Genomic DNA, 19,470 nt, shown 5'->3' on the forward strand with positions numbered 1-19,470 from the left:
CGTGGCCCAGGACTCGTTCCCGTGTGGCGAGGGTGGTCTCGTGCAGGGGGACGGCCCGCTTCAGGTCCCCGGCAGACGTGTACGCGTTGGCGAGGTTGCCGCGTGAGGTGAGTGTGTGCGGGTGGTCCTGGCCCAGCACCCGTTCGCAGTCGGCGAGGTCGGCCTCGTGCAGGGGGACGGCCCGTTTCAGGTCCCCCGCCAGCCTGTACGCGTTGGCGAGGCCGCCGCGTGAGACGAGTGTGTCCGGGTGGTCGTGGCCCAGGACTCGTTCCCGTGTGGCGAGGGTGGTCTCGTGCAGGGGGACGGCCCGCTTCAGGTCCCCGGCAGACGTGTACGCGTTGGCGAGGTTGTGGCGTGAGTTGAGTGTGTGCGGGTGGTCGTGGCCCAGGACTCGTTCCCGTGTGGCGAGGGTGGTCTCGTGCAGGGAGATGGCCCGCTTCAGGTCCCCCGCCGACCCGTACGCGTGGGCAAGGCTGTTGCGTGAGCTGAGTGTGTGGAGGTGGTCGTGGCCCAGGACTCGTTCCCGTGTGGCGAGGGTGGTCTCGTGCAGGGGGACGGCCCGCTTCAGGTCTCCCACCGACTCGTACGCGTTGGCGAGGTTGTTGCGCAAGGAGAGCGTGTCCGGGTGGTCCTCGCCCAGCACCCGCTCACACGCGGCAAGCGCGCGTCGGAGGGCCGGCAGGACCAGGGTCGGCGCGCCGTGGTGCTGCCTGTAGGTGGCGGCGCGGTCGAGGACGCAGGCGGTGGCATGGGTGTCGTAGCCGCTGGAGTGGTGGCTGACGAGGGCGTCGGTGTGCGGGATGAGCTGCTGGTAACGGGGCCAGTTCGCGGGGTCTTCGGAGACGGTGGGATAGGCCTTTGCGAGGACTTCGGCGGCACCGTCTCGCGCCTGGTCGATGGCGTCGGCCTGCCGGTGGGGGTCGTCGGGGTCGGGCGTGCGGGCCAGGGCCTGGACCAGGCGGTGCACCGTGAGGGTGCCGTCGTGGTTGTCCGTGATCATGTTGTACGCCGCGAGCTTGCCGATCGCCGCGTCGACCTCCGGGGGCGTGGCGAGCGGGGCGAGCAGATCGCGCGGGATGCGGTCGGGGGCGTACCAGGCCAGCAGGCGCAGCAGGTCGCCGGCGAGCGGAGTGGTGTCGACGCGGTCGAGCGTGAGGCGCCAGATGCGGGCACAGGTACGTGCGGAGTCGCCGCCCTCCGCGGTGGCGGCGTACATCGTCGCGGGCCAGGAAGCGAGTCGTTCCAGGTAGGCAAGGGGGCTGACGCCGGTCTCGGCGCAGTACGCCGCGGCCTGTTCGACCGCCAGGGCGAGGTACCCGAGCTCGGCGCACACCGCGTCGGTACCGGTGTGGTCACGCGGCCCGTGCTGGCCGAGGATGTTCTCGAACAGCTCCACCGCGTCGGCCGGTTCGAGCACGCCCAGCCGCACGACCGCCGCATGGCGGTGCCAGCCACTGGCCAGGCGCGTCGTGACCAGCACCCTCCCTCCGGGGACCCGGTCCAGGAGCGGGCGGATGTGGGCGGGGGCCTCGACGTTGTCCAGCACCAGCAGCCACTGGTCCGGGTGGTCCGCGAGCCACCGGATCGCGCGCTCCGTCTGCACCTCGACGGGCAGTCCCGCCAGGCCGGGCTGCAGGGCCCGGGCCAGCGCCGCCACTCCGGCGTCGATCGCGGGCGCGGTGTCCGCGACGATCCACCACCGCACCGTCTCGTTCCGCCCGGCGGCCCACCGCGCGGCGAGCGCCGACTTCCCGACCCCGCCCAGCCCGTGCACCGCTTGCACGAGAACCTCTCCAGGCGCGGTGAACGCCTTTTCCAGGGCCAGGAGTTCGGCTGCGCGGCCGACGAACATCTCGTCGGTGGCCGGGATGTTCGACACGCCCCGGTCCACCGCTTCGTCCGGGATCGGACCGTACGCGTCGGGGGAGAGCACGAACGCCTGCTGGGCCTCCACGTACTGGGTCACCGAATTGCTGACGTCGCCACCGGCGACGATCGAACCACGGTCCCCGTGCAGCGAGGGCGGCTCCTCAGGCTGCTCCTGGGAAGCCGCACGCTTCCCGATCAAGAGCCGTACTCCGTTTTCGAGTCCTTGACGTCGCCGCCGGCCGCGATCGCACCGTCCCGGCCGACGAGCCCCGTCGTTCCCGACGCACCGGGGGAGGACCCCTGAGGAGAGGAACCGGTGTACTTGGTCGAAGACCCGGTCACGTTCCCGTTCGCCGCGATCGCGCCCCGCTCCGCGACCACCGGGCCCGTCGGCGCGGGTGATGTCGGCGGAGTCGGCGCCGGGTTACCGGCCGCCGCCGCACGCAACTGCCACAACGCCGCCCCGGCCGCGACCAGTCCCGCCACCGCGCCCGCGACGCCCCAGCCCTGAGCGGATCCTTCCGGGTGCGCCACCGTCACCCACACCAGCAGTCCCACTCCCGCGCCGGCTCCCAGCAGAGCCAGCCCCCACCAACACACCCGCTGCCACGTCGCCATCTCCCCATAGTGGCCCAGCGAGGGATCCGGGGCACTTGGTTCGCAGCAGACCGATCGACGTCGTTCCGGTCAGGCGCCGAGCGCCGCCAGGACGTGCGGGGCCGCCTCCGACAGGGTCGGGAAGTGGCGGTGGGCGTCCGGGTGCGGGGCCGGGACGTTGACCGTCCAGACCGTCATCCCGGCGTCGAGGCCCGCCCGTACGCCCGAGGGCGCGTCCTCGATCACCAGGCAGTCCGCCGGGTCCGCGCCCAGCTTCCCGGCGGCGGTGAGGTACGGGACGGGCGACGGCTTCCCCTCCGCCACCGAGGCCGCGTCGACGATCAGCCCCGGCAGCGGGAGCCCGGTCCGCCCGAACCGCCCCCGCACCCGGTGCTCGTAGTTCGACGTCACCAGCGCCCACCGGTCCGCCGGGAGCGCGCCCAGCAACCCGGCGGCCCCGTCGAAGGCCGTGTACGTCCCCGTCCGCACGTCCTCGTCCTCCAGCGCGTGCAGGAGCGCGAGGCACTCGGCCGGGTCCTCGGCCGGTACGACCGCCGCGAACGTCTCCACGGGGCGGGTGCGCAGCGCCACGGCGTACACCTCGTCCCCGTCGAGCCCGTACCGCCCGGCCCACTCGTGCCAGACGTGGCGCTGGTTGGCGACGGCGTCCATGAGGGTGCCGTCGACGTCGAAGAGTACGAACTTCTTCCTGGTCACACGGCAGAGGCTACGTCCACGAACGCCGCCCAGGCAGCGGGGGCCACGGCGAGCTGGGGGCCGTGCGGGACCTTGGAGTCACGGACGTGGACGGTGGTGGGGTGGGCGGCTACCTCGACGCACTCGCCGCCTTCGCCGCTGCTGTAACTGGACTTGCGCCACTCGTAGGCGAGTTCGACGCACTCGCCGCCTTCGCCGCCGCTGTAGCTGCTCTTGAACCAGGCCAGATCTGCGGTGCTCATAGCTCTCCCAGCATTTTTTCGAGGTACTCCAGGGACTCCCGGGGGGTGAGCGCCTGTGCGCGCATGATCCCATACCGCTCGGTGTACATCCGGACCTCTTCGGGGTCGGTGATGAGGCGGCCGTGCTGGTAGCTCTCGATGTACGCCACCTCCCGCCGCCCCCTCAGCGTCAACAACGTGAACTGGCCTCCCAGCGCCGGGTGTTCCTCGCGGTCGGTCGGCATGATCTGGAGGTGGACGTTCCGGAGTTTGGCCACCTCGATGAGGCGCTTGAGCTGCTCGCGGAATGCTTTTTGGCCCCCCAACGGGCGGCGGAGTACGTCCTCCTCGATGACGAAGCTCATCGTCGGAGCGGGCTGCTTCTCGAAGATGACCTGGCGGGCGAGCCGGTCGGTCAGCCGCTTCTCGATGGTCGCCTCGTCGTAGAGCGGGCGGCGGTGCCGGAAGACGGCGTCCGCGTATCCGGGGACCTGGAGGATGCCCGGCACGACCTGGGGCGCGTAGTAGTGCAGCGTGACCGCTTCGGCTTCCGCCCTGGCGTAGCTGCGGAACCAGTCAGGGTGCCGCACCCTGACCCTCGCCAGCGCTTCCCGCACGTCGTCCGCCGTCGCGGCAAGCGCCCCGCCCGCCTTCACCAGCGGATCCACCCGTACCAGGAAGTCCGGCTGCGGAGTCCGCACCCCCCGTTCCACCGACGAGATCAGGTCCTCGCTGCAATGCGCCAGGTCGGACAGCTCCGCCTGGCTCAGGCCCGCGTTGCGGCGCAGGACCTTCAGGATCTTGCCCAGCGCCTGGAAAAGGTGCGCCGTACCGTCCACTTCGGAGGGCCGTTCCGGCCTCTCCTCCTCGTTCCCCGACATCCGTACCGCCTTCTTGGCGTGCCCGTACCGTTACGCAGCGTCGTCGCGTCGCTGCTGGTCAGCGTAGGGGCGGCGGGCCACGCTCGGGGCATGAAGTCAGAAACCACCACCCCGACCGGTGAGTTCGTGCTCCGTCTCTCCGCCACGCGCCGGGGCGCGCGCCTGGCGCGTCTGCTGGGCGTGCAGCAGTTGCGGGAATGGGAGGTCACCGGGGCCGGGGCCGAGGCCGTCGAACTGGTCCTCGCCGAGCTGGCCAACAACGCGGCCCTCCACGGGCGGGTGCCCGGGAGGGATTTCGAGGTGCGGATGGAGCGGGGTGAGGGGCACGTGCGGATCGAGTTGTCCGACGCGCGCGGCGAGCGGCGGCCGTTACCGTCCGCGACGCCCGACGAGGGCGGCTACGGGCTGCTGCTCGTCGCCGCCCTCGCCACGGCGTGGGGCGTGAAGGAGCGGGAGGTCGGCAAGACGGTCTGGGCGACCGTGCCGCTGACCTCCCGGTGATCTGTCAGTACCGGGCGGCCGGCCCCGTCCTCATCAGGGCGGAATTGGTGATCTCGGAACGTCCCGCGAACGGCGCGCGCCAGTCACCGGTGCCCTTGTAGAAGTAGGCGAAGCCCTTGGCGTCGTACGCCACCGCGTCGGCGCGGCCGTCCCCGTCGGCGTCGCCGAGGCCGACGAGGTCCGTGTAGGCGTTCCAGCCGGCGCCGATCCTGGTGCGGGAAGCGAAGGTGCCGTCGCCCTTGCCGAGGTAGAGCCAGAGGACGCCGTCCTTGTCGCGGGCGACGAGATCGCCCGCGGCCGCGCCCGCGACGTCGCCCACGGCCGTCAGCCGGTTGTAGATGTTCCAGCCGGAGCCGGTCTTCCTGCGGGCCTCGAAGGGGGCGTCGGCCTTCCCCGTGCCCTTGTACAGGTACAGGCCGCCCGCCTTGTCGGTGGCCACCAGGTCGGGGCGGCCGTCGCCCGTCAGGTCGCTGCCGCCCGCGATCCGGTCGTAGACCTGCCAGCCGCCGCCGATCCGCACCCGCTCCGCCAGGGCGCGGCCGGCGCCCTGGTGGAGCCAGAGCACCCCGCTCTTGTCTCGGGCCACGATGTCGGCGTGCGGGGAGCCGCCGAGGTTCCCGGGCGCCAGGAGCCGGTCGTAGCCGCTCCAGCCGTAGTCGAGGTGGATCGGGTCCAGGGCCACCTGCGACGCCCCGCGCAGGACCTGGTGGCCGTCGTAGACGTACACGCCCTCGTCGTGTCCGACGAGCAGGTCGGGGGTGCCGTTGTCGTCGAAGTCGTGCGCGGTGGGCTCGCGGACGACCTCGAAGGTGCCGGTCCGGGTCACGGCGGGGCCGATGCCGTTGAGCGGGCGGGCGGTGAACTCCCAGGCGTACGTGCCGTTGTAGGCGGTGACGTCGTTGGGGAACACGCCGTTCCAGCCCAGTCCGTAGGCATTGCCGGACTGGGCCCACACCGTGGGCCGCAGCACCTTCCCGGAGGCGGTGTGGGTCAGCTTGAGGGACGCGTTCGCCCGGCCGCTGAGGGTCCATTTCATCCCGAACACGCCGGTGACGGGGTCGAAGACGGCCTTCTCGGGGACGTTCTGGGCCACGAGCGTCAGCGCGGTCGGCTCGCCGGTGGAGGCGACGAGCCCGGCGGCCGGGACGCCGTCCGGGCCGGGGGCGATCCGGTAGAGGCCCTCGCCCTCGTCCAGGGTTCCGCCGCGCAGCACCGGGACGTCGCCGGGTCCGGTGACCCCGTCGACCACGTGGTCCAGGAGCTTCACCGTCTCACCGGTCTCCAGGGAGCGGGCGGTCAGCGGGTGGAGGGCGTGCGGCACGGTGGCCTTGGCGCCGCCCGACAGCCCGTACGTCACCCAGTCGCCCACGAGCCCGACCATGGGGCCGTCCGCGTGGGGGATCGGGAAGCGCTCGGTCGCGCCGGTGTCCCGCCGGACGACGGCCACGACCGTCGTGGTGGGGGTCGGGTGCTCGATCCAGGCGAGGCGCGTCGCCGACACGGCGGTGTCGGAGGTCGCCGTCGCCCCGGAGGCCTCGTACCGCTCGACGACCGCGCCGGAGGCGACGTCCACGACGGCCGCGCGCTCCTGCCGGGCCCCGTCCACGGTGCTCGCGTACAGGACGACGACGGTCGCGGGGGAGTCCACGCCCACGCGCGTGACGGTGGCGTCCTCCGGCAGACCGGTCACCTCGCGCTCGACGGGGCCGTCCGGTCCCGCCCCGACGAGACGGATTCCGGTGCCGCCGGCCGCGTTCGCGGCGCTCATGACGAGGGTGGTCCCGGCGATCCCCCTGAGGGTGCGGCCGGGGAGGGCGCCGGTGTCGAACCGCAGGGGAGCGGCACCGGTGGCCATGTCGTACAGCTCGACGACGCCTCCCTCGCGCTTCGCGACGAGGTCCGTCTGCATGACGCCCGTGTACGTGCCCGCGGGCAGCTCGGTCGTGGCGCCGTCCGCGTACCGCGTCCAGTGGTAGGGGCCCCTGTTCGCGTGGAGGTACACGGCGCTCAGGAACCCGGTGGGGCCGGTGCCCAGGACGATCGAGTCCTTGGGGAACGGGACGGCGTTCTGCGTCGGTGCCGGCGCCTGTGTTCGTGTCGTCGCCGCGGAGGCGGCCGGGGTCGTCAGGCCGGTGCCGGTGGCGGCGAGGACGGCGACGACGGCCGCGGCGAGACGGCGCCGGGACGTACGCGTGCGGATCAAAAGGGGTCCCTCCCCCGGAAGGCGTGGTGCGGCGGTGATCCGCCGTCGCGGGTGGGACGCGTGGAGAGGTCGAATGGTTGTGCGGTGGTGCGATGGGGGCTCCGTACCGCCGCCCTCCGGCCGGGAAACGATCGGGAATCGATCGGGAATCGACCGGAAGGCGGCGGTACGTCCTTCTCAGGACACCGAGTTGAACTTGGTCCCCTCGCCCGCGTACAGGTTCGTCGTCAGGCGGGTGAAGGGGGCCGCCGCCGAACCGGTGGAGCGGTAGACGTACGTGCCGCCGGAGCCGTACGCGATCAGGTCGGGACGGCCGTCGCCGGTGACGTCGCCGGCGCCGACGAGCTGGCTGAAGCCGCCCCAGCCGCCGCCCACCTTGACGCGGGTGGCGAAGGTGCCGTCGCCCTTGCCCTGGTAGAGCCAGAGGACGCCGGAGGCGTCCCGGGCGACGAGGTCGCCGGCCGTGCCGCCCGCGATGTCGCCCACGGCGGTGAGCTGGTTGTAGCCGCCCCAGCCGCCGCCCACCTTGACGCGGGCCGCGAAGGGGGTGGTCGCGCTGTTGAGGCTCCGGTAGTACCAGAGCGCGCCCGAGGCGTCGGTGGCGAGGAGGTCGGGCCGTCCGTCGCCGTTGAGGTCCGAGCCGCCGGTGAGCTGCTTGTAGCCGCCCCAGCCGGCGCCGATCCGGGCGCGGGCGGCGAAGGTGCCGTCGTTCTTGCCGAGGTAGTGCCACAGCACGCCGGAGCCGTCGAGCGCGATCAGGTCGCCGGTCGCGCTGCCGGCGAGGTTCCCCACGGCCTCGATCTGCCGGTACGTCTGCCAGCCCGGGCCGACCTTCGTCCGCTTGGCCACCCCGACCTGGCCGCCCGTCGCCGGCCAGTCGAACAGGTCGTCCCGCCACAGCACGCCCGCCGCGTCCCGGGCGAGGACGTCCGTCGAGCCGTTGTCGTTGAAGTCGTGGGGGTTGGCCGTGCGCGAGACCAGGAGGCTCCCCGAGGCGGTCGCCGGACCGCCGGAGCCGTCGGTGGGCGTGGCGGTGATCTGCCAGGAGTAGGAACCGTTCGGGGCGCTGGCGCCGTTCAGGATCCCGTCCCACGCGAAGGCGAAGGTGCTGCCCGAGTCCGGCGGGGACAGCCGCCGGACGAGCTTCCCGCCGGTGGCCGCGTGGGTGAGCGTGAGGTCCACGGCGGCGCCGGGACGGGACAGGGTCCACTCCATCGGGACCGTGGTGCCCGCCTTCTCCAGGCTCGCCGACGCGGGGACCTTCGAGCCGGTCACCCGCAGGGCCGTGACCCGGCCCGTGTCCGCCACGAGCGTCAGCTCCGGGCGGGCGCCGCCGGTTCCGCCCCCGAGGCGGAAGATCCCGTCCCCCGCGCCGGTGAAGCCGCGCACGAGCACGGAACCGTCCGGGGCCTGGGCCGAGCGGGTGAAGTTGTCCAGGACTTTGTACGGGGCGGCGGCGGGGTCGGTGATGCTCCGCGCGTACAGCGGGCTCGACGGCTCCCCGGCGGTCGTGCCCGGAACGCCGTACAGGAGCACGTCCCCGACGATGCCCGCGACGACCGCACCGCTCAGGGCGCCCTCCAGGGGCACCCGCAGGCCGCCGGAGACGACGATCTCGGGGCTCGCGTCCTCGGGGTACTGGACCCACGCCCGGTGGCTCGCCGTGTAGGCGCCCGTCGAGTCGTGGGTCCACCGGCCGGTGCCCGACGACCCCTCCCAGTCGATGACCGCGCCGTTGAGGACGTTCGTGCGCGCCGTCCACCAGGAGGGCCCGTAGCCGCCGCTCTGCTTCGTCAGCTCGCTGCCCAGGACGACGAGGTCGTACCCGTTCGAGGCGACGACCTTGTAGTCCAGGTTGCGGGTGCGGGACGACAGCTTCCGCTTCTGGTTGACGCCGTTGACCCGGGCGAGCTGCCACAGCTCGTGGTAGTCCTCGGTGGTCGGAACGCTCACGAAGAGGTTCTCGCCGACCACGCCGACGAGCTTCGCGCCCGACTTGAACTCGGTCCCGAGGCTGAAGGACGGGGACCAGGTGTCGGGGGACCTCATGTCCCGGACGCTGATGATCCCCTCCCTGTTCGTCACGGCGAAGTCGGAGTTGCTGTCGTACGCCGTGGCGCCGGGGCCCGTGGCGACGGGCAGGATCGCGCCGTCGGCGTACCGGTGCCACTCCAGGACCGTGTCGTCGAGGTCGTTCCGGCGGGACGTCAGATAGCCGGTGCTGCCGGCGCTGACCACCTGGGCGTCGAGGGGCAGTCTCATCTCGTCGGCGGCGTCTGCGGTAGTGGCGGTGGTGCCGGTCGTGGCCGCCGGGGCGGCCATGGCCGGGGCGGCGGTGAGGACGGTGCCGGCGGTGACCGCGAGGACGGCGGTCACGGCGGCGGCGACACGACGGGCGGACGGACGGTGCTGCAAGGCGAGTTCCCCCCAGGAAAGCCGAACGTGGCTGGTGCCACGACTGGTTGGACCCGTCGCCCGGGGAGAAGGTTGCACGCGTGCGACCCTCGTTCCGAACAAGTGGACGATTGGGCGGGCCGGTCGGAGGGGCCGGCCGCCCCGGGGCCCTCCGGCTCCGGCCCCCTAACCGCGCTCGACCACCCCCCGCACGTACGCCGCCTGCCCCGCGTGCTGGAGGTCGTCCGCGATCACCGACACGAGCCGGACGCCGAGGGTGACCGGCGGGTCCCAGGCCTCGTCCACGACCCGGTCCAGGTCCGCGTTCGTCACCGTCCCGACCAGCTCGGCGGTCCGGTCGTGCACGGCGTCGTGGTAGCCGAGGAGCAGCTCCGCCGGGGCCCTCACCCGGCCCGCCTCGGCGGGTGTCTGGCCGTACCCGGTGGCCTTCCCGGGGAAGGGCAGCCCGAAGCGGTCCGCCCAGCCCCCGGCGGTCCACACCTGCTCGGTGCCGAAGGCGCCCGCCAGGTGGTCGTCCTGGATGCGGGTGAGGTGCCAGACGAGCCAGGCGATCGAGTTGGCGTCCGGATCGATCCGGGCGGCCAGCTCGTCGTCCGTGAGGCCCTCCACGGCCCCGTGGACGGCCTCGCGGACCCGGCCGAACGAATCGACCAGCAGACCGGCGCTGTTCATGCGGGACTCCTTCACTTCGGGGACTCGGGGGACCGGGACCGCTCCGCCCGCCACCGCTCCACCGCCGCCTCCACGTCGAACGGCTTCAGGTGCAGCGGCGGACCGGCCGGCGGGCGCAGCAGGGCCTCGGCGATCTTCGTGTTGATCCCGCCGAGGATCCGGCGGACCTGGCTCTCGGAGACGGCCGCGGCCACCGCCGCCTCCGCGTCCTCGGCCTCCTTGCGCAGCGCCAGGGCCGGCGGCAGCACGGACGCCCCCTCGCGGTGCATCTTCCCCTTGATCCACCACAGCTCGTCGTACGGCGCCGAGTCGTCGGGCAGGGGCTTCCCGAAGCCCGGCAGGCTCCGGAACTCACCCCGTTCCGCGGCCTCGCGGATCTGCTTGTCCACGAACGACTCGAAGCTCACTCCCGGCGGCTTGCGTTCGGTCATGTGTCCAGACTACGTAACCGGCCCGCTCCGGGTGTGGCCGTCGCGGTCTACTGCGCCGCGCGGTCTTCCGGCACGCTGAGGTCCGTTCCACGCGCGTCGACCCTTGTCCCGCCACGCCCCACCGCCCCCGCCACCCCATGCCACCGGAGGACGCATGCGTGCACGGATCACCCCGCTCGGCACCCTGCTCGCGCTCGTCGCGGGCCTGCTCACCGCGCTCGTCACCACGACCCCCGCCCAGGCCGCGCCGCTCTTCAAGGCGCCCTTCCCCTGCGGCCAGAAGTGGACCTACGGCCACCACTCGGCCGAGGTCCGCCAGGCCCTCGACTTCGTCCGCTCCGACGGCGGCGCCACCGCGGGGACCCCGGTCCTCGCCTCGGCGTCCGGCACCGCCCACCGCTACTCCCAGCCGTCCGGCGCCGGGAACTACGTCGTGATCGAGCACGGCGGCGGCTGGAAGACGTACTACTTCCACCTCGGCGCCTACTCGGTCGCCGACGGCGCCGCCGTCTCCCAGGGGCAGCAGATCGGCACCACCGGCTCCACCGGCAACAGCTCCGGCGCCCACATCCACTACGAGCAGCTTTACAACGGCGTCGGCCAGCCCATCACGATCAACGGCGCCTCCCTCGCGCCCTACCCCGGCTCCTACGGCTCCAAGCACCTGACCAGCGACAACGGCTGCTCCGGCGGGGGCGGGAAGTACTGGGTCGACACCTTCGCCCGCGCCACCGGCTACGCCCAGGCCAACACGAACGACGCCCAGGGCGTGCTGAACGCCGGCACGAACTACGTCTACTGCAAGGTCTGGGGCCAGGAGGTCCGGGACGCCTCCGGCAACTACAACCACTGGTGGCTGCGGACCGACCTCGACACGGTGTACGCCGGGAAGAACGGGCGGAACGCCCACGTCTCCGCCTACTACCTGTCCCGCTGGGGCGACGACGAGGCCCGCGACAACAACGGGACCGTGATCCCCACCTGCTGATCCCGGCCCGCCGGCCTTCCGGGCGGGCCCCGCAAAAGGGCAGGAGCCCCGCTCGTGCCGCGAGGCACGGAGCGGGGCTCCTTGGGTACTGCTCTCAGTTGTGCGTGTTCGCCGACCCGGGCAACTTAGGCCGGGGTGACGTTCTCCGCCTGCGGACCCTTCGGGCCCTGCGTGACGTCGAACTGCACGACCTGGTTCTCCTCGAGCGAACGGAAGCCGTTCGCGTTGATCGCGGAGTAGTGGACGAAGACATCCGGGCCGCCGCCGTCCTGGGCGATGAAGCCGAAGCCCTTTTCAGCGTTGAACCACTTGACGGTTCCGGTAGCCATAAGCCCTCCTTGGGCCAAAGGGTTGCCCTGCTCCAGAACCTGCAAACAAGTCTGAAAACTACAAAAGCCTGCGGGTTACATGCTCCGCAGGCTCTGTACTGCAAGGGAAACCAAACTGCAACTTGCGTTGAGCGTAGCACGCAGAAGGCTCGGGAGGGTAGAGGGAAAGATCACGTCACCCGCGTGTTTGAACATCTTCCGCGTGCTGACGCGCGTGCCCCGGCGATGCCCGGTCCGCGGGACGGGTCTAGCCTCACGATGTGGACAAAGCAACCGACGACCAGCGCAGCCGGCCCCGCGTCGGACACATCCAGTTCCTGAACTGCCTCCCCCTCTACTGGGGCCTGGCGCGCACGGGGACGCTCCTGGACCTGGAGCTCACCAAGGACACCCCGGAGAAGCTCAGCGAGCGGCTCGTCCGGGGCGACCTGGACATCGGCCCCGTCACCCTCGTCGAGTTCCTCCGCCACGCCGACGACCTGGTCGCCCTCCCCGACATCGCCGTCGGCTGCGACGGACCGGTGATGTCCTGCGTGATCGTGTCGCAGCGGCCCCTGGAGGAGCTCGACGGCGCGCGCGTCGCGCTCGGCTCCACCTCCCGCACCTCCGTGCGCCTCGCCCAGCTGCTCCTGTCCGAGCGGTACGGCGTGTCGCCCGACTACTACACCTGCCCGCCGGACCTCGGCCTGATGATGCAGGAGGCCGAGGCGGCCGTCCTCATCGGCGACGCCGCGCTCCGGGCCTCGCTGCACGACGCGCCCCGGCTCGGCCTCCAGGTCCACGACCTGGGCCTGATGTGGAAGGAGTGGACGGGCCTCCCGTTCGTCTTCGCCGTCTGGGCGGTGCGGAAGGACTACCTGGCGCGCGAGCCGGAGACCGTCCACGAGGTCCACCAGGCGTTCCTGGCCTCGCGCGACCTCTCCCTCGAAGAGGTCACCAAGGTCGCCGAGCAGGCGGCCCGCTGGGAGGCCTTCGACGCCGAACTCCTGGAGCGGTACTTCCGCACCCTCGACTTCCGCTTCGGTCCCGAACAACTCGCGGGAGCCCGCGAGTTCGCCCGCCGCACCGGCCCCACGACCGGTTTTCCGGCGGACGTCACGGTGGAACTCCTGGAGCCCCCGCGCGGCTGACCGCACGCGCCGGAACGCGTCGGGGCGGACCGGTCCGGACTTCCGGGAATCAATTCACACGAATGTAATTCCCACCCGCCCCCGGCCCCATTCCGGAGGCCCGCGCAAACGGCCGGCCGGAATGCGGACGCCCGAAAGGGGAAGGCGGTTTCCCGTCCGTTCATCCGCCGGGCCGCCGGGGGCCCCGGCGGGATCTCCGGTGTTCGCGCATTCGCCGGAATGACCCGGCCGCTCCCCGACGGAGGCGGCCCGGACCCCTGGCGTACGCTGGTTCGGTCTGTCAGTACCCCTCCGAAAGGGACGAACCCGGTGACCGAGAAGGCCGAACTGCAGTCCGTTCTGGACCGCGCCGCCGCGGGCGGCCGGATCACCCCCGAGGAGGCGCTCGACCTCTACCGCTCGGCGCCCCTGCACGCCCTCGGCGCCGCCGCCGACGCCGTGCGCCGCCGCCGGTACGCGGGGACCGAGCACATCGCGACGTACATCATCGAGCGGAACATCAACTACACGAACGTCTGCGTGACGGCGTGCCGGTTCTGCGCCTTCTACGCCGCGCCGAAGGACACCGCGAAGGGCTGGACCCGGGACCTCGACGACATCCTGCGCCGCTGCGCGGAGACCGTGGAGCTCGGCGGCACCCAGATCATGTTCCAGGGCGGCCACCACCCGGACTACGGCGTCGAGTACTACGAGAAGCACTTCGCCGCGATCAAGGCCGCGTTCCCGCAGCTGGTCATCCACTCCCTCGGCGCCTCCGAGATCGAGCACATGGCCCGCATCTCCGGCGTCCCCGTCGAGGAGGCGATCGGCCGCATCCACGCCGCCGGCCTCGACTCCTTCGCCGGCGCGGGCGCCGAGCTGCTCCCCGAGCGGCCCCGCAAGGCCATCGCGCCCCTGAAGGAGTCCGGCGAGCGCTGGCTGGAGATCATGGAGATCGCCCACGGCCTGGGCGTGGAGTCCACCTCCACCATGCTCATGGGCACCGGCGAGACCAACGCCGAGCGCATCGAGCACCTGCGCATGATCCGCGACACGCAGGACCGGACGGGCGGCTTCCGGGCCTTCATCCCGTACACGTACCAGCCCGAGAACAACCACCTCAAGGGCCGCACGCAGGCCACGCTCTTCGAGTACCTGCGCATGATCGCGATCGCCCGGCTCTTCCTGGACAACGTCGCCCACATCCAGGGCTCCTGGCTGACCACGGGCAAGGAGGTCGGCCAGCTCTCCCTGCACTACGGCGCCGACGACCTCGGCTCGATCATGCTGGAGGAGAACGTCGTCTCCTCCGCCGGTGCCAAGCACCGCTCCAACCGCCTGGAGATCATCGACCTGATCCGCAAGGCGGGCCGCGTCCCGGCGCAGCGCTCCACCACGTACGAGCACCTGGTCGTCCACGACGACCCGGCGAACGACCCGGTGGACGAGCGCGTCGCCTCCCACATCTCGTCGATCGCGATCGAGGGCGGCACGGCCCACCCGGAGCTGAAGCTCCTCGACGCGAACTGAGCGGGACGCGGAAGGACGAGAACACGCGAGCCACGAGAAACGAGCCGACGACACCGTGCTGACGATCCACGTCGCCGAGGCGACCCCCGAGAGCGCCGTCCTGGTCGACGGCGCCCTCGTCGCGGCCGTCGGCCCGTACGAGGACCTGGTCGCCGTCCGCCCCGGGGCGCGGGTGCGGCGGTGGCCCGGCATCCTCACCCCGGGCCTGCTCAACCCGTACGGCCCCGAGCTGCTCGAAGGCACGTACCACCCGGACCCCCGGGAGGCCGAGGGCTTCGGCACGGAGCCGATCACCGGGGAGCGCGCGCAGCGGATCTTCCGGGCCGACCCCGCGCGGCGCGGCGCCTCCGCGCGCCGGGGCGTGCAGCGGCTCCTGGCCCACGGGACGGTCGCGGTCGCGGGCGAGCTGCGCGGCCGGGCCGCCGTGGACGCCGTGCGCCGGGCCGGTCTCGCCGTCGGCCGCCGCCCGGAGCGGCTGCCCGGCCCGCCGTCCCTCTCCCCGGTGCCGCTGGTGCTCCTGCCCGCCCCGGTCCCGGGCGGCCCCGCCCGCTTCGCCGTCTTCGACGTCCCCGACCGGGCCGCCCTGGTCCGCCTCGGCGCGTCGACCTGCGTCGCCACCGTCCTCGGCGGCCGGCTGGTCCACCGGGCCCGCTGAGCGCCCGGCGCGCCCGGTGCCGCCGAGCGTGCCCTGCCGACCGGGGCGCGAGGGGTCCTGAGACAATGGGGCCGCCCGCCCGTCTCCGATTCTGCGAGGCCGAACGCCCGTGACCCGCGCCACCCTGGACAAGCAGCCGCACGAAGTCGCCTCGATGTTCGACGACGTGGCGGCCAACTACGACCTCACCAACGACGTGCTCTCGCTCGGCCAGGACCGCCGCTGGCGCAAGGAGGTCGCGAAGGCGGTCGACGCCCGCCCGGCGCAGAGGATCCTCGACCTGGCCGCCGGCACGGCCACCTCCTCGCAGCCCTTCGCGCGCGCGGGCGCGTACGTCGTCCCGTGCGACTTCTCCCTCGGGATGCTGCGGGTCGGCAAGAAGAACCACCCGTGGATGCCGTTCACGGCGGGCGACGGCACGAAGCTGCCCTTCCGGGACGACGTGTTCGACGCCGTCACCATCTCCTTCGGGCTGCGGAACATCCAGGACACCGAGCGGGCGCTGCGCGAGCTGTACCGGGTGACGAAGCCCGGCGGCCGGGTCGTCATCTGCGAGTTCTCGCACCCCACCTGGGCACCCTTCCGCACGGTGTACGAGGAGTACCTGATGCGCGCGCTGCCGCCGGTGGCCCGGGCCGTCTCCTCCAACCCCGACGCGTACGTGTACCTGGCCGAGTCCATCCAGTCCTGGCCGGACCAGCCGACCCTGGCGGGCCTGCTCCGGGAGGCCGGCTGGTCGAAGGTCGCCTGGCGGAACCTGTCGGGCGGCATCGTCGCCCTCCACCGGGGCTTCAAGCCGTAACCCCCGCCGCCCCTCCGCCCCGCACCCAGGGCCTGTCTTTCGGATCATGCCGGGCTCGCGGGGCCCGGCACGCACGCTCGCCGCGTTGTCGTCGGTCGCCGACTCCCCCGTAGCCCTCCGGGCACGGGAGGCACCCCCACCGCGTCGACTCCCTCCTCCGCCTTGCGATCGCACGCACCGGACCCCGCTCCCTGATCCGGCCTGGTCCGAAAGACAGGCCCTAGACTTCCCCCATCCTTCCCTCGACCCCTTAGGGAGACCCGCCGTGACCGAGCAGCCCCTCTCCGAGCACAGCGCGGACGTGATCGTCGTCGGGGCGGGCCCGGCCGGCTCGACCACCGCCTACTACCTGGCGAAGGCGGGCCTGGACGTCCTCCTCCTGGAGAAGACCGCGTTCCCGCGCGAGAAGGTCTGCGGCGACGGCCTCACCCCCCGTGCCACCAAGCAGCTCGTCGCCATGGGCATCGACATCTCCGAAGAGGCCGGCTGGCTGCGGAACAAGGGCCTGCGGATCATCGGCGGCGGCGTCCGCCTGGAGCTGGACTGGCCGGAGCTCGCCTCGTACCCGGACTACGGGCTCGTCCGCAAGCGCGACGACTTCGACGAGCAGCTCGCCCGCCAGGCGCAGAAGGCCGGCGCCCGCCTGTACGAGCGCTGCAACGTCGGCGCCCCGATCCTGGACGACCGCACGGGCCGGATCACCGGCGTCCACGCCAAGCTGGGGGAGGAGAAGCGCGAGGTCACCTTCCACGCCCCGCTCGTCGTCGCCGCCGACGGCAACTCCAGCCGCATCTCCCTCGCGATGGGCCTGCACCGGCGCGACGACCGTCCGATGGGCGTCGCCGTCCGCACGTACTTCACCACCCCCCGGCACGAGGACGACTACCTGGAGTCCTGGCTGGAGCTGTGGGACCGGCGCGGCCCGCAGGACCGGCTGCTCCCCGGCTACGGCTGGATCTTCGGCATGGGCGACGGCACCTCCAACGTCGGCCTGGGCATCCTCGACTCCTCCTCCGCCTTCAAGGAGCTGGACTGGCGCGAGGTGCTCAAGGCCTGGTGCGCCTCGATGCCGGAGGACTGGGGCTTCGTCCCGGACAACATGACGACCACGATCCGGGGCGCCGCCCTGCCGATGGCGTTCAACCGGCAGCCGCACTACACCAAGGGCCTGCTGCTCGTCGGCGACGCGGGCGGCCTGGTCAACCCGTTCAACGGCGAGGGCATCGCGTACGCCATGGAGTCGGGGCAGATCGCGGCCGACGTCATCGTCCAGGCGCACGCCCGCGCGACCCCGGCCCAGCGCGAACTGGCCCTGCGGAACTACCCGCAGGTCCTCAAGGACACCTACGGCGGCTACTACACGCTGGGCCGCGCCTTCGTGAAGCTCATCGGCAACCCGAAGATCATGAAGATCGCGGCCCAGCGCGGCCTGACCCACCCGCTCCTGATGAAGTTCACCCTGAAGATGCTGGCGAACCTCACGGACCCGACGGGCGGCGACGCGATGGACCGGATCATCAACGGCCTGTCGAAGGTGGCCCCGAAGGCCTGACCCCGGGTCCCGCGCACGGCGAAGGGCCGTCACTCCCCCGAGGAGTGACGGCCCTTCCGCGCGAGCGGGAGCGCTCAGAGGATGCGCACGGCGCCCGACGGCGGGTCCCAGTCCAGGGAGCGCTCGACGACGCCGGTGGAGGAGTTCTGCGCGCCGACGTACTTGCCGCCGCCGACGTAGACGGCGACGTGGTACGAGCCGCTGCGGCTGCCCCAGTACAGGATGTCGCCCGGCTGGAGGCTGTCCAGGGAGACGGAGCTGCCCATGCTCGACTGCTGGTACGAGATGCGGGGCAGGTCGATGCCGGCCGCGCGGTAGGCGGCCTGGACGAGGCCGGAGCAGTCCCACGAGTTGGGGCCGGTGCCGCCGGTGACGTAGGAGTCGCCGACCTGGGCGCGGGCGAAGTCCACGATCGAGGCGGCGGAGCCCGAGGGGGCCTGCGTCCGGCTGCCGCTGTCCGAGGCGCTGGAGCCGCCGTCGGAGGACGACGAGCCGCCGTCGTCCGAGGAGCCCGAGGAGGTGGTGGAGAGCTGGGTGCGCGTCTCGCTGCGGGAGGCGCGCTCGGCGGCGGCGGCCTCCTCGGCCTCCTGGCGCTCCTTCTCGGCCTTGAGGCGGGCCTTCTCGGCGCGCTCGGCCTCGGCCTTGCGGTCCGCCTCGGCCTTCGCCTTCTTGGCGTCCTGGGCGGCCTTCTTGAGGGCCGCCTGCTCCAGGCTCTGGAGGCTCTGGTCCAGGGCCTCCTGCTGGGACGCCTCGGCGGAGGCGGCGACCGCGCTCGCGAGGTTCGTGCCGACGTCGAGGGAGCCCAGGGTGGGCATTTCGATGGTCTCGGTCACCGGCTCGGCATTCGCCGGCCCGGCAGCACCGGCCACCGCGATGGTGCCGAGGACGCCACCGGCAACTCCGGCCCGGAGCGCGAGCTTCGAGGCGCTGCGGCGGGGCTTCCGGTGGCTGGGTATGTGAGCGGTGTGGGACATGGGGACAACCGCTATCAGGGCATGACGGTTCCCTTCAAGAAACGTGGATTGCGCCACAGTTACGTTCGGAACCTGTGAATCCGCTTCCGTGACACCCTTATTGACGCCGTAACGGGCAAATCGGGCATGAGTCATCCAGGCCTTGATCACGGGTTTTCATTGAAAAGCCCGAATTGCCCGACGCTTACCACTCCTTGACACCCTTGGCCAAGCCCCCTTCTTTTCGGGCTTCCGGCCCGTGACGCAGATCACAGGCGAGCTCGTGAAAACGCGCACGTGTCCACCTCCGTACGCGCGGCCCCCCGACCGGGCGAAGGGCGGGCCCTTTACCACCCGTTCGCGTCCATCGCCAATTTGCATGTAGGCGCCAACACTTGATAGTGCGACACCCCCTCCGAGCAGCGATTTCCGGTACGGATGTCACATCTGGTGATCACCTGGGCGCTTCGCGCGACAAGATCACCGCTCATCCGACTTCATGATCCTTCGTCAGGTGGTGGAGATCACAAACTACGTGCTGCACCCCGTGTCGCAGATCACAGAGGGGCAGGCATAAGATGCGGGGCAGCCGGGCTTGTGAACTGCCTCACATGGGGGCGATCTTTCACGGCGCGGCGGTGCGGTCCAACGGTCAAGGACGACTGGAAGGAGCGGGGAACGTGAATGCGTACGCGCCCGTCCTCGTGCTCGGTGCCCTGGGTGCGGGGTTTGCGATCTTCTCCGTGGTCATGGCCACGCTCATCGGGCCAAAGCGGTACAACAGGGCGAAACTGGAAGCGTATGAGTGCGGCATCGAGCCCACCCCCACGCCCGCCGGAGGCGGCCGCTTCCCGATCAAGTACTACCTGACGGCGATGCTCTTCATCGTCTTCGACATCGAGATCGTCTTCCTCTACCCCTGGGCCGTCACCTTCGACGCCCTGGGGCTTTTCGGGCTCGTGGAGATGTTGCTCTTCGTGCTCACCGTCTTCGTCGCCTACGCCTACGTGTGGCGGCGCGGCGGCCTGGAATGGGACTGAGGGGC

At 71.9% G+C, this 19,470-nt stretch carries 19 protein-coding genes; 8 read left to right on the plus strand and 11 right to left on the minus strand.

The annotated features are described in order from the left end of the window. The 5 genes from fxsT to ACIP5O_RS15935 form a co-directional block, all read right to left on the minus strand. Positions 1 to 2,068: FxSxx-COOH system tetratricopeptide repeat protein (fxsT, locus tag ACIP5O_RS15915; protein ID WP_401293405.1), on the minus strand; the 2,068-nt coding region annotated here is incomplete at its 3' end. Further along, positions 2,065 to 2,487, minus strand: coding sequence for a hypothetical protein (locus ACIP5O_RS15920; protein WP_401293408.1), 423 nt, complete (start codon positions 2,485 to 2,487; stop codon positions 2,065 to 2,067). The genes fxsT and ACIP5O_RS15920, both read right to left, overlap by 4 nt. A 69-nt stretch (positions 2,488 to 2,556) precedes the next feature. After that, positions 2,557 to 3,183 carry an HAD family hydrolase gene (locus tag ACIP5O_RS15925; protein ID WP_401293411.1) on the minus strand — a complete coding sequence of 209 codons (627 nt, stop codon included), beginning with the start codon at positions 3,181 to 3,183 and terminating at the stop codon, positions 2,557 to 2,559. Continuing rightward, positions 3,180 to 3,425: a DUF397 domain-containing protein gene (locus tag ACIP5O_RS15930; protein WP_401293413.1), complete on the minus strand. Its 246-nt coding sequence runs from the start codon at positions 3,423 to 3,425 to the stop codon at positions 3,180 to 3,182. The genes ACIP5O_RS15925 and ACIP5O_RS15930 overlap by 4 nt, the downstream gene beginning before the upstream one ends. Next, positions 3,422 to 4,285 carry a helix-turn-helix domain-containing protein gene (locus ACIP5O_RS15935; RefSeq protein ID WP_401293416.1) on the minus strand — a complete coding sequence of 288 codons (864 nt, stop codon included), beginning with the start codon at positions 4,283 to 4,285 and terminating at the stop codon, positions 3,422 to 3,424. The genes ACIP5O_RS15930 and ACIP5O_RS15935 overlap by 4 nt, the downstream gene beginning before the upstream one ends. A gap of 90 nt (positions 4,286 to 4,375) precedes the next feature. Between ACIP5O_RS15935 and ACIP5O_RS15940 the strand changes: the two genes are divergently transcribed. Further along, positions 4,376 to 4,786 carry an ATP-binding protein gene (locus tag ACIP5O_RS15940; protein ID WP_401293419.1) on the plus strand — a complete coding sequence of 137 codons (411 nt, stop codon included), beginning with the start codon at positions 4,376 to 4,378 and terminating at the stop codon, positions 4,784 to 4,786. Between the two features lie 4 nt (positions 4,787 to 4,790). Here the strand turns inward: ACIP5O_RS15940 and ACIP5O_RS15945 are convergent, their stop codons facing one another. The 4 genes from ACIP5O_RS15945 to ACIP5O_RS15960 all read right to left on the minus strand — a co-directional run bounded on the left by ACIP5O_RS15945 (position 4,791) and on the right by ACIP5O_RS15960 (position 10,507). Then, positions 4,791 to 6,989 (minus strand): FG-GAP repeat domain-containing protein, encoded by a 2,199-nt coding sequence (locus tag ACIP5O_RS15945; RefSeq protein ID WP_401293422.1) that lies wholly within the window; start codon positions 6,987 to 6,989, stop codon positions 4,791 to 4,793. A 177-nt stretch (positions 6,990 to 7,166) separates the two neighbouring features. Beyond that, complete coding sequence (locus ACIP5O_RS15950; RefSeq protein ID WP_401293424.1) at positions 7,167 to 9,404, minus strand: FG-GAP-like repeat-containing protein; 2,238 nt, start codon at positions 9,402 to 9,404, stop codon at positions 7,167 to 7,169. A 165-nt stretch (positions 9,405 to 9,569) separates the two neighbouring features. Further along, entirely contained in the window at positions 9,570 to 10,076 is a 507-nt protein-coding gene (locus ACIP5O_RS15955) for a DinB family protein (RefSeq protein WP_401293426.1), read from the minus strand. 11 nt (positions 10,077 to 10,087) lie between these two features. Next, on the minus strand, positions 10,088 to 10,507 hold the full coding sequence (locus ACIP5O_RS15960; protein WP_401293429.1) for a DUF1992 domain-containing protein: 420 nt from the start codon (positions 10,505 to 10,507) through the stop codon (positions 10,088 to 10,090). Positions 10,508 to 10,661: 154 nt separating this feature from the next. Between ACIP5O_RS15960 and ACIP5O_RS15965 the strand changes: the two genes are divergently transcribed. Beyond that, complete coding sequence (locus tag ACIP5O_RS15965; protein ID WP_401293432.1) at positions 10,662 to 11,495, plus strand: M23 family metallopeptidase; 834 nt, start codon at positions 10,662 to 10,664, stop codon at positions 11,493 to 11,495. 125 nt (positions 11,496 to 11,620) lie between these two features. Here the strand turns inward: ACIP5O_RS15965 and ACIP5O_RS15970 are convergent, their stop codons facing one another. Beyond that, a complete protein-coding gene (locus tag ACIP5O_RS15970; RefSeq protein WP_125658861.1) occupies positions 11,621 to 11,824 on the minus strand; it encodes a cold-shock protein in 204 nt (67 codons plus the stop codon). Positions 11,825 to 12,084: 260 nt separating this feature from the next. Between ACIP5O_RS15970 and ACIP5O_RS15975 the strand changes: the two genes are divergently transcribed. The 5 genes from ACIP5O_RS15975 to ACIP5O_RS15995 all read left to right on the plus strand — a co-directional run bounded on the left by ACIP5O_RS15975 (position 12,085) and on the right by ACIP5O_RS15995 (position 17,472). Continuing rightward, entirely contained in the window at positions 12,085 to 12,954 is an 870-nt protein-coding gene (locus ACIP5O_RS15975) for a menaquinone biosynthesis protein (protein ID WP_356543362.1), read from the plus strand. 309 nt (positions 12,955 to 13,263) lie between these two features. Beyond that, on the plus strand, positions 13,264 to 14,463 hold the full coding sequence (gene mqnC, locus ACIP5O_RS15980) for a cyclic dehypoxanthinyl futalosine synthase (protein WP_125658850.1): 1,200 nt from the start codon (positions 13,264 to 13,266) through the stop codon (positions 14,461 to 14,463). Between the two features lie 55 nt (positions 14,464 to 14,518). Further along, positions 14,519 to 15,118 (plus strand): hypothetical protein, encoded by a 600-nt coding sequence (locus ACIP5O_RS15985; protein ID WP_125658846.1) that lies wholly within the window; start codon positions 14,519 to 14,521, stop codon positions 15,116 to 15,118. A gap of 109 nt (positions 15,119 to 15,227) precedes the next feature. After that, complete coding sequence (locus ACIP5O_RS15990; RefSeq protein WP_356543367.1) at positions 15,228 to 15,920, plus strand: demethylmenaquinone methyltransferase; 693 nt, start codon at positions 15,228 to 15,230, stop codon at positions 15,918 to 15,920. 265 nt (positions 15,921 to 16,185) lie between these two features. Beyond that, the gene (locus ACIP5O_RS15995; RefSeq protein ID WP_401293437.1) at positions 16,186 to 17,472 is read left to right on the plus strand and encodes a geranylgeranyl reductase family protein; all 1,287 of its coding nucleotides are present in this window, start codon (positions 16,186 to 16,188) and stop codon (positions 17,470 to 17,472) included. A 74-nt stretch (positions 17,473 to 17,546) separates the two neighbouring features. On the opposite strand, the gene ACIP5O_RS16000 is transcribed toward ACIP5O_RS15995, so the two are convergent. Beyond that, a complete protein-coding gene (locus ACIP5O_RS16000) occupies positions 17,547 to 18,446 on the minus strand; it encodes a C40 family peptidase (protein ID WP_401293439.1) in 900 nt (299 codons plus the stop codon). Positions 18,447 to 19,105: 659 nt separating this feature from the next. On the opposite strand from ACIP5O_RS16000, the gene ACIP5O_RS16005 reads away from it, so the two are divergent. Next, entirely contained in the window at positions 19,106 to 19,465 is a 360-nt protein-coding gene (locus ACIP5O_RS16005) for an NADH-quinone oxidoreductase subunit A (protein WP_019888619.1), read from the plus strand. The last annotated feature ends 5 nt before the right edge of the window (positions 19,466 to 19,470 follow it).

This window comes from Streptomyces sp. NPDC088915, assembly GCF_044749825.1.
Classification (GTDB): Bacteria; Actinomycetota; Actinomycetes; order Streptomycetales; family Streptomycetaceae; genus Streptomyces.